Genomic DNA, 13803 nt, shown 5'->3' with positions numbered 1-13803 from the left:
ATTAAAGGTCTCCTAACGACTTGTTTGCCAAACCAAGGTCATTGGCTCTTCCAAGAAGGGCTTCTAGGAGCGACTGCTTATTTGGGTCCGATTCGCGCATGATCAGTTGTGCAATCAAGGCAGCAACACTCAGGTCGCGGATTCCTTCAGCAGAGATTCCTCCGGCAATAGCCATTTCTTTCAGGTTGGCGATGAAGCCATCTTCATCTCCAGAACCGAGCAGTTGACGCCGTACATCACTCAAGACATTCGAATTGTCTACCAAACGGTCTGTGGCTTTCCCGTTTGAGATAGCTCCAACGATCTTATCGAAGAATACGTTTTCACCACCGACGATATCAATCTTGGCATTTTCAAGGGCTGTACCCAATACTTCAGCTTGCGCTTCGGCAATTTCTGCTTGGATATTGATGCTTGCCAATTCCACTTCTTTGTCTTTCTCGAGACGTAGCTTGAACTCTTCGTGTTCTTTCCCGACACCATCGAGCTTCTTCATGGCTTCGGCTTTCGCCTCGATACCTTGAGCGTCGACTGTGTACTTCTCACCAGCAACCAGTGCTTCTGCGAGTCCTTTCTCTTTATCGGCTTCCGCGATCTTTTGAATCACTTCAGCTTCTGCGAATCCGCGTTTGCGGTCTACTTCTGCAGAGGCCTCACCAATCTTCAGATCAGCTTCTGCCTGCGCATTTGATTTCGCTTCGATTCCTTTTGCTTCAGCGAGAGCTTGTGCTTCTAGAACAGATGCTTCAGCTTCACCTTGCTTCTCGCGGGCGTCAGCCTTGGCTTCCATAACTTGAGCTTCGGCAATACCTTGAGCTGCGTGCTTCGCAGCATCTGCTTCAGCCAATGTTTTGATGGCTTCAGCGCGTTGCGCAGCACTTGCTTGCTCAGCCTCCGCTTCGATGAGTAATTGACGTGCTTTGTGTTCTGCCGCTTGTTTCTGTGCTTCCGCAGACTTGATCGCCTTCACTAGTTCAGCTTCCGCCTCTTCTTCAGATTTGGTCACTGCTACTTTCTTCATACGATCAGCCTCAGCGAATGCACGAGTATCCTTGATACGCTCTTCTTCGTCGACCACACTCTTCTGGATGGCCACGCGTTCACGAATCACTTCTTGAATGTTCTTGCGTTCAATTTCAATCGATTTCTCTTTATCAATCTGTGCAAGTGTCACTACGCGTTCACGTTCGTTGACTTCAAGTAGACGATCTTTCTCTACGCGTTCTGTTTCAACCGCGTCAGTACGTTCCTTATTCTTAGCTGCCACTACAATCTGGCGTAGCTTGTTTTCTTCTGCTACTTGTAGCTCTTCTTCGGTTTGAATTCGTGCCTTTTCAGCCTTCAAACGCTCTTCTTCTTGAACCTTCAAGATCTCTGCGCCTTCGCGGGCCTTGATCGATTGTACTTCACGATTCTGGCGTTCTTCTGTTTCAGCGAGCTGACGTTCCATTTCTAGAATCGCCTCACGCGCTTCAACGTCTTGTTGCTTGATCGTTTTCTCTTTGTCGCGAAGAATGTGGTTCGCCTTGATCTTCTGGTTCGCTGTGAGCTCGCGAATCTTCTTGATACCCTCTGAATCGAGAATGTTGTTCTCATCAAGAGCTGAAAGCGGTGTCTGCTCGAGGTAGTCAATCGCACAGTCATCTAGGACGTACCCATTTAAGTCAGTTCCAATAAGGTTAACAATTTCTTTGCGGAACTCATCACGTTGATTGTAGAGATCCACAAAGTTGAACTTCTTACCGACCGTCTTCAGGGCTTCCGAGAACTTGGCGTCAAAAAGTTGTTCGAGGGCCTCTTTGCTCGAAGCGCGAACACAACCCACTGACTGAGCTACTTTCTTTACGTCTTCGATTTTTTCGTTCACACGAACGAAGAAAGTCACCTTGATGTCTGCACGCATGTTGTCCTGGCAGATCAATCCTTCGTTTCCATGACGGTGAATCATAATGGTCTTTAGAGAGATGTCCATTACTTCCAGTCGTTGGAAAACCGGAATGACAGTGAGGCCGTTAAATGACACCTTAATTCCACCAATTCCTGTGCGGACAAGGGCCTGTCCTTGTTTTGTCTTCTTATATAAACGGCTGGCAAGGAATATTATACCGAAAATTATAAATACCCCAATTATCAACCCTGTGAAGAGGGAGTTTTGGAAAAATTCCATGTTCAAATAATAGGTTTAGTTAATCAAAATAGGGTTCGATCAGGTAATCGTCGGTGCCTTCGATCTCTTGGATGAAAAGCACTTTGTCACCTTTCTTCACCTCTACACCTTTTCTGGTCACGATGTAGAGCATGAGATAGCTGCCAGCTGATTCAACTTCCGCTTGACCGCGGGAATCATGCGTGGCGTTAATAATCACCGTTCCTACTTTACCGAGGATGACTTTTTCTTTGGTTCCTTCTTCAAGCTTATTGAAGAGGCCAACGAAGGGCCAAGTGGCAAATTTGGCAATGAACAATCCTACAATCAGTGCAGGGAGGAAGGTGATCAACCCAAAAAGAAAAGACTCGATTCCGAGGAGGTTGTTGGCATTGACATGCAAGAGCCATAACGGAAGTGACAAGAAACTTAGCCACACCATGAATGGGATCTTACCCAGATTGAAGAAGGTCAATATGTGGTTCAGCCAGAGTAGACCACCTTGGTCTACATCGGCATCCATATCAACGTCTCCATCTATGTCGATGTCGAAGTCAAGGAAGTCTAGGTCAACGGCTCCGAGCATAACTGTGATCCAGTAGACCACAACCAGCATCAGGAGGCCAGATGAAATGACGTTCGCAGGACTAAATACCGTGTTAAAGAATTCGAGCATTGGTTGAATTATGATTCAGTAGACTCACCGGTGTCACCGCCTTCGAGTCCCATTTTCTTTTTAAGTGCTTCCAGTGCTTCAGAGGCTTGAGCTTCAGACGCACCTTCAAGAGCCTTGTCGATTTCATCATCAATCGAGCGTGACTCTTTGGCGAGTTCACCATAGCTTTCAGCTAGGGCTTCTTCTTGAGCCACCTTCTCTTTCATTCGCTCCAGCATTGACACTGTGCTCGATGAATCGATATCGGCCATTTGTTTGTTAATGTTCTTTGTAGCTGAAGAGACCTTCACGCGTGCTTTCAGCGTTTTGAGTTCGTTCTCATAGTGAGAGATCTGGCTCTTGAGGCGCTTGATGTTTGAGTCCATCGTGTTCGCGTGATTCTCAAACTTCTCTTGGTCTTGTTTTGCGCGTGCTACTTGAGCTACGCACTCTTCTTTCTTTACCAAGGCGTTAGTCGCAAGGCGATCAGCTTCAGCAGGATCGAGTTCACCTTTCTGCGCTTGTTGAAGTAGCATCATGGCTTTGTTCTCGTAGTCTTTCGCTTTTTCTGTTTCGCTTTCAACGTCGTTACGAGCGCGAATAGCTAGCGCTTTTACTTCGGCCAAGGCCTGAACGGCTTTGTCGAGGTCTTCTTTCAGGTCGCGGATCCCTTGTTCTGTCATTTTGATCGGATCCTCCAGCTTATCAACCGCTGAGTGGGCTTCCGCTTTTCCGATCTTAAATAGGCGACGAAAAATATTCATGGGTACGGGTTTTAATGTTTTGCGTATTCAATGAGTTGGTCAGAGTACTCTGTGAGGAGTAAGGCAAGCGAGTTCAAAGTGCTTTCAAGTTCATTCAAGTCTAGGGTAGATACTTGAAGGGTGTCTCTGAAGATTACTTTCTCACCTGTGCTATCCAGACAGAATGCTCCGTGTACGATATCACGGTTCTTCATGAGTAGATCTTTCAAGATGTACTCATTCGGGTCATTAAGTTCGAACAAGAATTGCTCGATGATGAGAATAGGATCTGCTACACACAGCACTACATTCTTCACACCGTAGTTCTCGTTTTCGATCATGAATATTCCAGAGGCATGGTCTTCCGTAACGATGGAATAGTTTAACTCCGAGATGTACTCTTTGATCTTGTCGAAATGGTCTGACATTGAGGTAAATGTGTTTTGGTTCAACAGTTATTGGATTGAAATTTCGTAAATTAATTTTAGCATCCGTTAGTATGTGTGATGAAAATATTAGATTTACACCACTAAAGTACTAAAAAACTTGTCAATGACAAAATAATTAGCACGCTTATGTCGCACATTGGTAGGAATATAAAGAAGATTAGATCGGTAAAAGGACTGAGTCAAGAGCAGTTTGCTAATATTATTAACGTGAAGCGAGCTTCTATCGGGGCGTACGAGGAGGGAAGGGCTGAACCCAAGATTCCTGCCATCATGGAAATAGCGAATCACTTCGGGATCTCCATTGATGACCTATTGACCAAGGAATTAACGGTAAACGACCTGTATCGCTTCGATATTTTCCGCGATGATCTGCAGCAATTTGGTGCCAATAACCTGCTTCCTTCGCGTGATGTGACAGATCTATTGCAAATCCCATTCATTTCGATCGGCGAGAGAGAAGATTTATTGAAATCTGCTGATGTCCCGCGTTTTCTCGGGTCCCTACCGGCGCTCTGTCTTCCGCTATCAAAAGGACGTTCGTACATAGCTCTTGAGTTCGGCGCAGATGATGCACCTGGTGTCTTGGGTCAGGGTGAAATCGCCATCGCTTCTTCCATTGACTTAGACGATGTTCTTAATCACGAAGGGCGTGCGGCCTTCCTTATACAGACGGAAAAGGATATCGGTTGTTTCCGCGTGCTTCGACACCGTATTCGTGAGTGGCGATTGAATTCATATGCGGAAAACCAGGTGGTTCGCATCGTAGATCAGAAACTCATCAAGCAGGCATGGAGAGTTGAATCTGTCATTACTAAAAATGTTAGTAGACACCTACATAGTGGATTGGACTCGTATGATATGGAGTCTCGTTTGAAAGCGCTAGAAGCGGCCTTGGCTAAAAAGAGTTGAATTATCTCAACTTTCGGTCGTTGCTATGAAGTAGGGGGATACCCATTCCAATCATCGCACCAGAAGCATAGCCCACCAGTACATCGGTGTACCAGTGTTTCCCAGCACGCATTCGTAGATAACCAACCACGGCTGGAACAGCTATCGCTGTTACCCAGCCTAAGGTTCTAATTGTTCGTGAACCGCTGTATTGTTGAATCAATGAAGCGGCCAGAAATGAGAACGTGGAAGCAGTGCTGGTATGTCCGCTGTAGAAGCTAATGGTTGCTTCTCGATCAGTTAGAATGTCACTTGGGGTGCTTCCTTCAAATACATAAGGTCTTGGACGATGGGCTAGTCCTTTAGTGAAGGTCATCAGAAAGTAGTTCGCCATGGCGGCTTGTAGATACAAGTGCATTCCATTGACAGCCTGGTCAGTATTCATGGCTGGGATGGCGGCAGCTGGCAGCGCCAAACTCGTTAGAACAAAGAAGTCTGAGATTTTATCAGCGTTGTAGTTGATGGGGTGGATTGACCATCGATCGAAGCGATTGAACTCTCGTTCTCTGAGCTTCGCTATTTCCTCCATCGTTAATGGGGTCACTCTGCCTTGTGTGAGCTGACCACTGAGTGCTAAAGGCACTCCAATCAGGGTCATGTTGTTCCGAGTTCCCTTGCTGTAACGGGTGAACTGAGCTTCCGCGCTAGCGAAAGAAAGCATAAGGCTAAGTACAAGAAGAATTCGGCACATAGGATAAAGTCTCTTCGAAGATAATACCCAATTCAATTCCATCAACGCACGAAGGTCAGCCAAATCCTAGTTGGGTTTGACCGAATCCTCATTGGTCTGAATTTGAGCGAGATATAGTTCTGATGTTTGAATTGCCGAACCGTAAAAACCTATTACCATGCGAGTTTTACTATCTATCCTAAGCACCCTGTTCATTCTTAGTGTAAATGGTCAAATCATTGACGATTATAATAACTGCCAAGGAAACCCGCCGATGTATAATTCGGGCAGTGCAGCTGGAAATAACAACTTCCAATCTGTTGCAGTGAATGGTGCCGATTGTGCTCTTGCTTATGAGGGTAATGGACAATTCGCAATTACAGAAGCACTTTACGGGCCATTGGATGTGACAGCAAGTCCGTTCAATCTTCCAAACGCACCCTTTGTGATTCAATTTGATTTGAACTCTCCAGGAGGGGCTGATCAAGGGGCTGTATTGAAGTTTATTTCGTTCAATCCGCAGCCACAAGAATTGGATGTCATTCCGCTGGATGCGCCATTTGATGGGCCGATTCAAATTGTGGTTCCAGACCCGAATCTTTTGCTCAATCCTTGGGGTTTTGTGATTGAAGATCCGGTGGGTGACGTGCCGTTGGTTTTGATTGATAATCTCGGGGTTGAAGCTGAAGAGTACGATCCATGTACGCTTATTCAAGAATACTGGGGATTTGCTTTTGCGACTCCGCAAGACTCACCTTTTCCTTGTTATGACTATGCCGGGGTAGCCATTTACCACGCAGAGACGGGTACTTACTGTCCGCACGTGTCAACAACGACTATTCCTGAAGGCTTCGACTATCAGTTGGTTACGCAAGTGATTAATGCCGATGGTGTTGTGATTGAGGTGAACTACGTTTTCACCGCGATCAATTGTTCAGACGGGGATCCATGCACGGTCGATTATTGTGATCCGGAGACTGGGGAATGCGTTCATGAACCAATTTTCACCTTCGAGTTGGTGCAGCCTGAATCTCCAGGTGAGTGCTACGAATATGTGGGTGTTGAGGTAGTAGTGAATGGAATTTACCAACAAGAATTCTCAACGGTGCCTGCGGGTTACCAAGCTCAACCAACTGATATCAATGTAATTACGTCTGGGGTCAACGAGGAGATATTCCCTTGTGACTGGATTGTCACCCATGTTTTCGCGCAGAACTGTGATGACGGAGATCCGTGTACCATCGATTTCTGCAATGAGCAGGGCGTTTGTCAGCATACTCCAGTTTGGCAAGATGCCCTGGAAACACCTTCAGTACCAGGGGCATGCCTCGAGTACCTTGGCGTGCAAGTTTCAGCCAATGGTGTATTCATCGGAGGGAGCTCTACCGTAGGTCTAGATTACCAACCAGGACCTGAAGACAGTAACGTCGTGAGCTTTGGCGTGACCGAAAATGACGAAGGTGATGTGTGTGACTGGACAGTAGTGCACATCTTCGTTCCGAAAAGTTGTGATGATGGTGACCCTTGTACCTACGATGATTGTGATGACGAAACAGGAGAGTGTACTTACGTGCCGATCTGGCTTGATCTGTTGGTAGCTCCAACTCCAGATCCGTGTTATGAATTGGTAGGGATGTACGTCATTGTTGATGGTCAGTTCTTACATCTGTACTCAACTGTGGAGACAGATTTTCAATCGACCGAAACAGGATATGCCGAGAGTGTTGTCCTTTCTGGGGAATGCGCAGCAGAGGCCTACTACTTCTACGAATACAAGCAATGTGTGCATGAAGATCCATGTATGACTGGATGGTGTGATCTTTCTACGGGAGAGTGTACTTTCTGGAATACGAACTTGCAAGTGAACGCAACGGGAGTGAATACTACTTGCGGGAATAATGGCCAAATCAACTCAGTGATTTCCGGGGGTGTGGCTCCATTTACATCTGAATTGCGACGCGAAGCGAATGGATCGTTCAGCCAATTCATTGGACACAACGGAGCGCTTGGAGCCGGAAATTATAACGGACTTCAAGACGGAACCTACGAACTGAAGATCATAGATGCCCAAGGTTGTGTGGTGACTACTCAAGTGGTTATTCTGAACCGAGGCCTGAAGGAGTACATAGACCTCGAGCCATCAACTTGTTTCGGTTATGCCGATGGGGCAGCAGAAATTGGTGTTGAATTTGGAACGCCTGGATACGTGGTGACAATTCAATTGCAAGGCTTCTTTTTAGATGGCCCGCTGCAATTCCCAAACAACATTACCATGGCAGGGGCGAAGACCGTTCATCATTTCAATAACCTAGTAGCAGGACTATATGAATATTCCATTGTGGATGCTGCCGGTTGTACACGCGAAGGTAGCTTCGTAATCACCGGAATGCCTCCAGTTATCGCTACAGCTGTAGTAACCAATAATGACTGTCCGGAAGACATTCCATCAATCACGATCAATGCCTCTGGTGGACAAGGTGGGCCTTACATGTACTCGACCAACAACGGCTTGACATATTTCCCGATGGGTGGCAACTCACTCTCGCTGGCGGATGCAACTCCGGGTGATTACCAGATACGAGTGAAGTGTACCCTTGGATGTGAGAGTGATCCGGTAAATGTGACGGTGAAGAACATCCTTCCATGGAACAATCAGGGTGTAAGTACTGAAGAGACATGTAATGGTGATAACGATGGCACAATCACTGTCACTCCGAATGGAGCAAACGGAGCACCGTATACCTTCGCCATCAATGGAGGAGCGTTTGGTGCGGCCAACACTTTCCAAAACCTATCGCCGGGGATTCATCAAGTGACAGTCAAAGACAAAAGTGGTTGTACGAATACTATTGATGTCCAAGTCATAGGGTATGGCGTGTTAGGTCTCGTCCAAAACACAACACCTGCAAGCTGTTTCTACAGTTGTGATGGAACTGCTGAAATCAGCGGAGTAGCAGGAAAAGCGCCATACCTCTACAGCTTCGACGGAGGTACGCACATTGATGGAGAGCCATACAACGTGACGAATCTATGTCGTGGTAGCTACTTCACTGGTGTGACGGACGCCAACGGATGTTGGTACGAAACAACCACAGTCATTGGATCTCCAGACGAGCTAGTCGTGGATACGATCTCTGTGACCGAGTCAACGAACGGACTGAACGGAGCCATCGACATTGATGTAGAAGGTGGTGTTCCTGGGTATACTTACCTATGGTCAAATGGAGACACGACTCAGGATGTTTCAGGGCTCACTCCGACTTTGTACGAAGTGCTCGTTACTGACACCATCGGCTGTGTAGATACGCTCTCAGTAGACGTACCTGGAACTCCTAGTGAGGTGGATACCGATGGAGACGGTCTGACTGATTACGAAGAAGAAGAGGAGTACGGTACTGATCCGGAAAACCCTGATTCTGACGGCGACCTGGTTTCTGATGGAGAAGAGGTAGATGAAATCGGATCTGATCCGAATGATCCTGATACCGACGACGACGATGTAAACGATGGAGCTGAGCTCTATTTCACGATAACAAACCCGCTAGTAGCCGATGATTTCGATACACTCCCTCAGCCGGGATGCATCTACCCAGACGCTATCAATTATGATCCTGTGGCCAGGATAGACGATGGCTCATGCATCTTTGAATCTTCCGATACCTGCCCTGGTGATGTGACAGGGGATGGTGTAATCAATGCCTCTGACTTGTTAGGATTGTTGGCAGGCTTCGGAGGAACCTGCAATTGATCGAGATTATCGGGCAACAAAAAGGAGGGCAAAGGCCCTCCTTTTCTCATTTTATATCAACATCAATTAGATGTGGATCACTTCGTCATAAGCAGCAGCAGCTGCTTCCATTACCGCTTCACTCATTGTTGGGTGAGGGTGAACTGTTTTGATCAACTCATGACCTGTAGTTTCAAGCTTGCGCACGGCAACGATTTCTGCAATCATCTCTGTGACACCAGCTCCGATCATGTGACCACCAAGGAGCTCTCCGTATTTCGCATCAAAGATCAGTTTTACAAAACCGTCTTTATGTCCGGCAGCGCTCGCTTTACCTGATGCTGAGAACGGGAACTTACCAACTTTAATGTCGATGCCCTTGTCTTTCGCCTGTTGCTCAGTCATTCCTACAGAAGCCACCTCAGGAGCACAGTAAGTACAACCTGGGATGTTTTCGTAATCAAGACCTTCCACGTTCATTCCAGAGATTTTCTCTACACAGATAATTCCTTCCGCGCTAGCGACGTGTGCCAAAGCCGGACCAGGAACACAATCACCAATAGCGTAGTAGCCAGGGATGTTTGTCTGGTAGAAATCGTTCACCATGATTTTGCCTTTGTCAGTAGCGATACCAACATCTTCAAGTCCGATATTCTCGATGTTTGAAACAACACCAACCGCACTCAAGACAACATCAGCTTCAATCACTTCTTCTCCTTTCTTCGTCTTCACCGTAACCTTGCATCCGCTACCCTTCGTGTCAACTGAAGTTACTTCTGCATTGGTCTTGATGGTGATGCCTTGCTTCTTGAACGAACGCTCAAGCTGCTTGCTCACTTCCTGATCTTCAACAGGAACAATGTTTGGCATGTATTCAACGATGGTCACTTCAGTTCCAATCGTGTTGTAGAAGTTCGCGAACTCCACTCCGATGGCACCTGAACCAACAACAACCATTGATTTCGGCTGCTTCGCCATGGTCATAGCTTCGCGGTAACCGATGATTTTCTTTCCGTCTTGAGGTAGATTTGGAAGAACACGTGAACGTGCACCTGTAGCGATGATGATATGGTCAGCACTGTATTCAGCTACTGCTCCTTTATCGTCAGTTACGTCGATCTTCTTCCCAGCCTTGAGCTTTCCAGTACCCATGATCACGTCGATCTTATTCTTCTTCATCAAGAACTGGATTCCTTTGCTCATGCCGTCAGCTACACCGCGACTACGCTTCACCATATCGCCAAACTGAACTTCTTGTCCGGCTACTTTGATACCGTAATCTGCTGCATGATTGATATAGTCGAATACTTGGGCACTCTTCAGTAACGCTTTGGTTGGGATACATCCCCAGTTCAAACAGATTCCTCCAAGAGATTCACGTTCGATGATCGCTACTTTGTGACCTAGTTGTGAAGCACGAATGGCAGCAACATAACCGCCAGGTCCGCTTCCTAATACTATAACGTCGTATTTCATATGCGTGGTTGTTCGAAATTGAAACGGCCACAAAGGTAGGAAGTGAAACGCTATGAATGAACATCGTATGGTCTTCAGTTAATTTTCATCTAGTTATTCGTCGCTATTGCAAGTTTGACGCACGCTTTCGTTCTTTGAGATATGAAGGTAGACGTGACCATTTTGACCGAAGCGCAGTATGTGCAGCCTGAGAAAACTGACTGGTATATCGATCAAGTCTTGTTAGAAGATCGATTGGTAATGGAGGCACTGGAGCGGAAAGGACTCAGCGTTCAAAAGAAAGACTGGGCAGATCCTGCCACGGATTGGGGGCAGACCAAAGTGGCCATTTTCAGAACGACTTGGGATTACTTTCACCGTTTTCCGGAATTCAAGCAATGGATTGATTCGGCGGGTGAGCAAACGACCTTCGTTAACGCCAAGGAGCAAATCCTTTGGAACATTGATAAACACTACATGGCTGATCTCGAGAAAGCTGGTGTGCGTATTGTGACCAGTGATTTCCGCCAGTCAAAGAATGCCAGTAGCTACGGCAGTTTGAATGAATGGTGTTCAAATGTTGGTGGAGAGCAATGGGTGTTAAAGCCAACAATTTCTGGAGCGGCTCGGCACACTTATAAATTGAGTGCCTCCAATATTGCTGAACACGAAACGATCTATCGTGAATTATTGGCGCAAGAAGACATGATGCTTCAGCCTTTCCAATACAACATCGAGAAAGAAGGTGAGCTTAGTTTGATGGTTATGAATGGTCAATACACTCACGCCATTCGAAAGATTGCCAAGGCAGGTGATTTCCGTGTGCAAGATGATTTTGGGGGTAGTGTGCATCATCATCAGGCTAGCGCCGAAGAGATTGCGTTTGCAGAGGCTGCTGTTGCGGCGTGTGAACTCGCCCCGATGTACGCTCGTGTAGACATGATCAAAGACAACCAAGGCGAGCTAGCCTTGGGAGAGTTGGAGCTGATTGAGCCGGAGCTATGGTTCCGGGAACATCCTGCAGCAGCAGATGTTTTAGCTGAAGGTGTAATGCAACTGCTCGGAAAGCTTTAGTGAAAGTCCAATTTTCAAGAAAGGTTTCTTAATCCTTTTCACCAGTCGCGATAGGGCAGGCGTGAGGATACTTGTATATTCACCAACTCGAAATAGAATCTTTAAGAAACCTGTAAGAACAATGTCAAAACAACTACGCAGTAAGTTGATCCTTCTAGTGTGTGCTTGTGTATTCGTTTCTACCGCGAATGCTCAGGATAGCATGCCAATCGCAGAGGAAGTACGCTACACACAATGTGTGAAGTTCTGGGAGATCCCAGCGCTAAAAGACCTAGCGGAACAACACAAGAACGAGCCTATCGCGGCTCCGATTAAAGCGCCAGAGCGTAAAGCATGGGAAGCTGAAATCGATCAAGAAAATGCCCTTCCTCAAAATGGAGATCCAGTTCGTCAGACGGTATACGGAACACGTTCAGGAGCGACTTCATGGGTAAACAAGCCTGGAATGGGTGGTGGTTTCCCACCAGATCCAACAGGTGCTGCAGGTCCAAACCACTTCGTTCAAGCAGTAAACACGTCATACCGCGCATACAACCTTGAGGGAACGCCGGTGATGTCGTCTCTTAACTTGAACAACCTTTGGCCAGGAGAAGAAAACCTAGGTGATCCAATCGTGATGTACGATGAGTTCGCTGACCGTTGGTTCATCTCTCAGTTCAAGTCGAACGGAATCCTAATCGCTATTTCACAGACTCCAGATCCAGAAGGAGAATTCTACGGATACGAGTTCAACTTGGCTCAATTCCCTGATTACCCGAAATACTCTGTTTGGTCTGATGCCTACTACATGACAGCAAACGCTTTTGTAGACAACGCAGTAGCTTTCGAACGTGACAAGATGTTGGCAGGTGACCCTTCAGCTGGGATGATCGACATGAACTTCCCGAACGTACCAAACGGTGGTTTCCGTAGCCCACTTCCTGCAGATGCAGACGGTGATCTACCACCACTAGGAACACCAAACTACATGTTCACGCTTGCCGATGACGCATGGAGCGGTGTTTCTGATGACCACATCAAGGTAATCGAAATGGACATCGATTGGGATAACCCAAACAACTCTACGATTCAGGTAGTTTCGGAAATTGAAACGTCAGCTTACGATTGTGTATTCACTGGTCCTTGGAACGATATCGAGCAGCCAAACACAAACCAGCGTTTGGATGCTGTAGCGATGATCTTCTACTACCGTGCACAATACCGTCGTTGGGTTGGATACAACACGATGGTTCTTTGCCACGTTGTTGACCTCGGTGGCCTACAAGCGGGTATTCGTTGGTACGAGCTTCGTGACAACGATGATGGTAACTGGTACCTATACCAAGAAGGAACTTTTGCTCCAGACGATGATGAAAGCCGCTTCATGGCAAGTATCGCTATGGATAACCAAGGGAACATCGGTATGGCTTACTCAATCAGTGGTCCAAACGAATTCCCAGGACTTCGTTTTACAGGGCGTATGGCTGATGACCCACTCGGTCAAATGACTTACGAAGAGCAAGTAATTATCGATGGTTCAGGATTCCAGTCAGGAGGTAACCGTTACGGTGATTACGCGCACATGTCAGTTTACGGAAGCCGCTTCTGGTTTACTGGTGAGTACCTTCAGAATGGTAGCCGTCGCACACGTATCTTCTCTTTCGATCTAGACGGAAGTACAGACATCAACGACCTTTCTGGTTCAGATATTGATACTCAAGTTTACCTGAGCGATCCTTCTACTCTACAGGTGAAGGCGTCGAATCTTCCGAATAGCGAAGAGATTGTACTTGATCTCTTTGATATCCGTGGAGCAATCGTTTCTCATGATGTGCTTACGCCAGCGAACGCAGGTTTCCAGCGTAGCTTGAATGTAGACGGACTTGCTCCTGGAATGTACATGGTACGTTTCGGAAACGGCAAATACCAAGAGGTGAAGAAAGTTCAGATCAACTAG

10 protein-coding genes are annotated in these 13803 nt (G+C 46.7%); 4 read left to right on the top strand and 6 right to left on the bottom strand.

From position 1 onward, the window contains the following. Window position 1: 1 nt before the first annotated feature. From RA156_RS11010 to RA156_RS10995, 4 genes are read right to left on the bottom strand one after another with little or no spacing between them, the layout of a single operon-like run. Entirely contained in the window at window positions 2-2167 is a 2166-nt protein-coding gene (locus tag RA156_RS11010) for an SPFH domain-containing protein (RefSeq protein WP_306640112.1), read from the bottom strand. Between the two features lie 19 nt (window positions 2168-2186). Next, entirely contained in the window at window positions 2187-2822 is a 636-nt protein-coding gene (locus tag RA156_RS11005; RefSeq protein WP_306640111.1) for an OB-fold-containig protein, read from the bottom strand. An 8-nt stretch (window positions 2823-2830) separates the two neighbouring features. Further along, window positions 2831-3565, bottom strand: coding sequence for a PspA/IM30 family protein (locus tag RA156_RS11000; RefSeq protein ID WP_306640110.1), 735 nt, complete (start codon window positions 3563-3565; stop codon window positions 2831-2833). 11 nt (window positions 3566-3576) lie between these two features. Then, window positions 3577-3972: a YbjN domain-containing protein gene (locus RA156_RS10995; protein ID WP_306640109.1), complete on the bottom strand. Its 396-nt coding sequence runs from the start codon at window positions 3970-3972 to the stop codon at window positions 3577-3579. A 147-nt stretch (window positions 3973-4119) separates the two neighbouring features. Between RA156_RS10995 and RA156_RS10990 the strand changes: the two genes are divergently transcribed. Beyond that, the gene (locus tag RA156_RS10990; protein WP_306640108.1) at window positions 4120-4902 is read left to right on the top strand and encodes a helix-turn-helix transcriptional regulator; all 783 of its coding nucleotides are present in this window, start codon (window positions 4120-4122) and stop codon (window positions 4900-4902) included. Window position 4903: 1 nt separating this feature from the next. Here the strand turns inward: RA156_RS10990 and RA156_RS10985 are convergent, their stop codons facing one another. Continuing rightward, on the bottom strand, window positions 4904-5632 hold the full coding sequence (locus tag RA156_RS10985) for a phosphatase PAP2 family protein (RefSeq protein WP_306640107.1): 729 nt from the start codon (window positions 5630-5632) through the stop codon (window positions 4904-4906). Window positions 5633-5789: 157 nt separating this feature from the next. On the opposite strand from RA156_RS10985, the gene RA156_RS10980 reads away from it, so the two are divergent. Continuing rightward, on the top strand, window positions 5790-9359 hold the full coding sequence (locus RA156_RS10980; protein WP_306640106.1) for a hypothetical protein: 3570 nt from the start codon (window positions 5790-5792) through the stop codon (window positions 9357-9359). Window positions 9360-9425: 66 nt separating this feature from the next. Here RA156_RS10980 and lpdA read toward each other — a convergent pair whose 3' ends face one another. Continuing rightward, window positions 9426-10814 (bottom strand): dihydrolipoyl dehydrogenase, encoded by a 1389-nt coding sequence (gene lpdA / locus RA156_RS10975; RefSeq protein WP_306640105.1) that lies wholly within the window; start codon window positions 10812-10814, stop codon window positions 9426-9428. 141 nt (window positions 10815-10955) lie between these two features. Here lpdA and RA156_RS10970 point away from each other — a divergent pair, with 141 nt between their 5' ends. Both RA156_RS10970 and RA156_RS10965 read left to right on the top strand, forming a co-directional pair. After that, entirely contained in the window at window positions 10956-11867 is a 912-nt protein-coding gene (locus RA156_RS10970) for an ATP-grasp domain-containing protein (RefSeq protein WP_306640104.1), read from the top strand. Window positions 11868-11988: 121 nt separating this feature from the next. Then, window positions 11989-13803, top strand: coding sequence for a T9SS type A sorting domain-containing protein (locus RA156_RS10965; RefSeq protein WP_306640103.1), 1815 nt, complete (start codon window positions 11989-11991; stop codon window positions 13801-13803).

Source organism: Sanyastnella coralliicola (assembly GCF_030845195.1).
GTDB lineage: Bacteria > Bacteroidota > Bacteroidia > Flavobacteriales_D > Sanyastnellaceae > Sanyastnella > Sanyastnella coralliicola.
Note: the sequence above shows the minus strand (reverse complement) of the source record. Positions and strands in the feature narration are given on the sequence as shown.

Coding starts and splice junctions, on each gene's coding strand:
- RA156_RS11010 (WP_306640112.1), bottom strand. CDS start 2,167: ATGGAATTTTTCCAAAACTCCCTCTTCACAGGGTTGATAATTGGGGTA.
- RA156_RS11005 (WP_306640111.1), bottom strand. CDS start 2,822: ATGCTCGAATTCTTTAACACGGTATTTAGTCCTGCGAACGTCATTTCA.
- RA156_RS11000 (WP_306640110.1), bottom strand. CDS start 3,565: ATGAATATTTTTCGTCGCCTATTTAAGATCGGAAAAGCGGAAGCCCAC.
- RA156_RS10995 (WP_306640109.1), bottom strand. CDS start 3,972: ATGTCAGACCATTTCGACAAGATCAAAGAGTACATCTCGGAGTTAAAC.
- RA156_RS10990 (WP_306640108.1), top strand. CDS start 4,120: ATGTCGCACATTGGTAGGAATATAAAGAAGATTAGATCGGTAAAAGGA.
- RA156_RS10985 (WP_306640107.1), bottom strand. CDS start 5,632: ATGTGCCGAATTCTTCTTGTACTTAGCCTTATGCTTTCTTTCGCTAGC.
- RA156_RS10980 (WP_306640106.1), top strand. CDS start 5,790: ATGCGAGTTTTACTATCTATCCTAAGCACCCTGTTCATTCTTAGTGTA.
- lpdA (WP_306640105.1), bottom strand. CDS start 10,814: ATGAAATACGACGTTATAGTATTAGGAAGCGGACCTGGCGGTTATGTT.
- RA156_RS10970 (WP_306640104.1), top strand. CDS start 10,956: ATGAAGGTAGACGTGACCATTTTGACCGAAGCGCAGTATGTGCAGCCT.
- RA156_RS10965 (WP_306640103.1), top strand. CDS start 11,989: ATGTCAAAACAACTACGCAGTAAGTTGATCCTTCTAGTGTGTGCTTGT.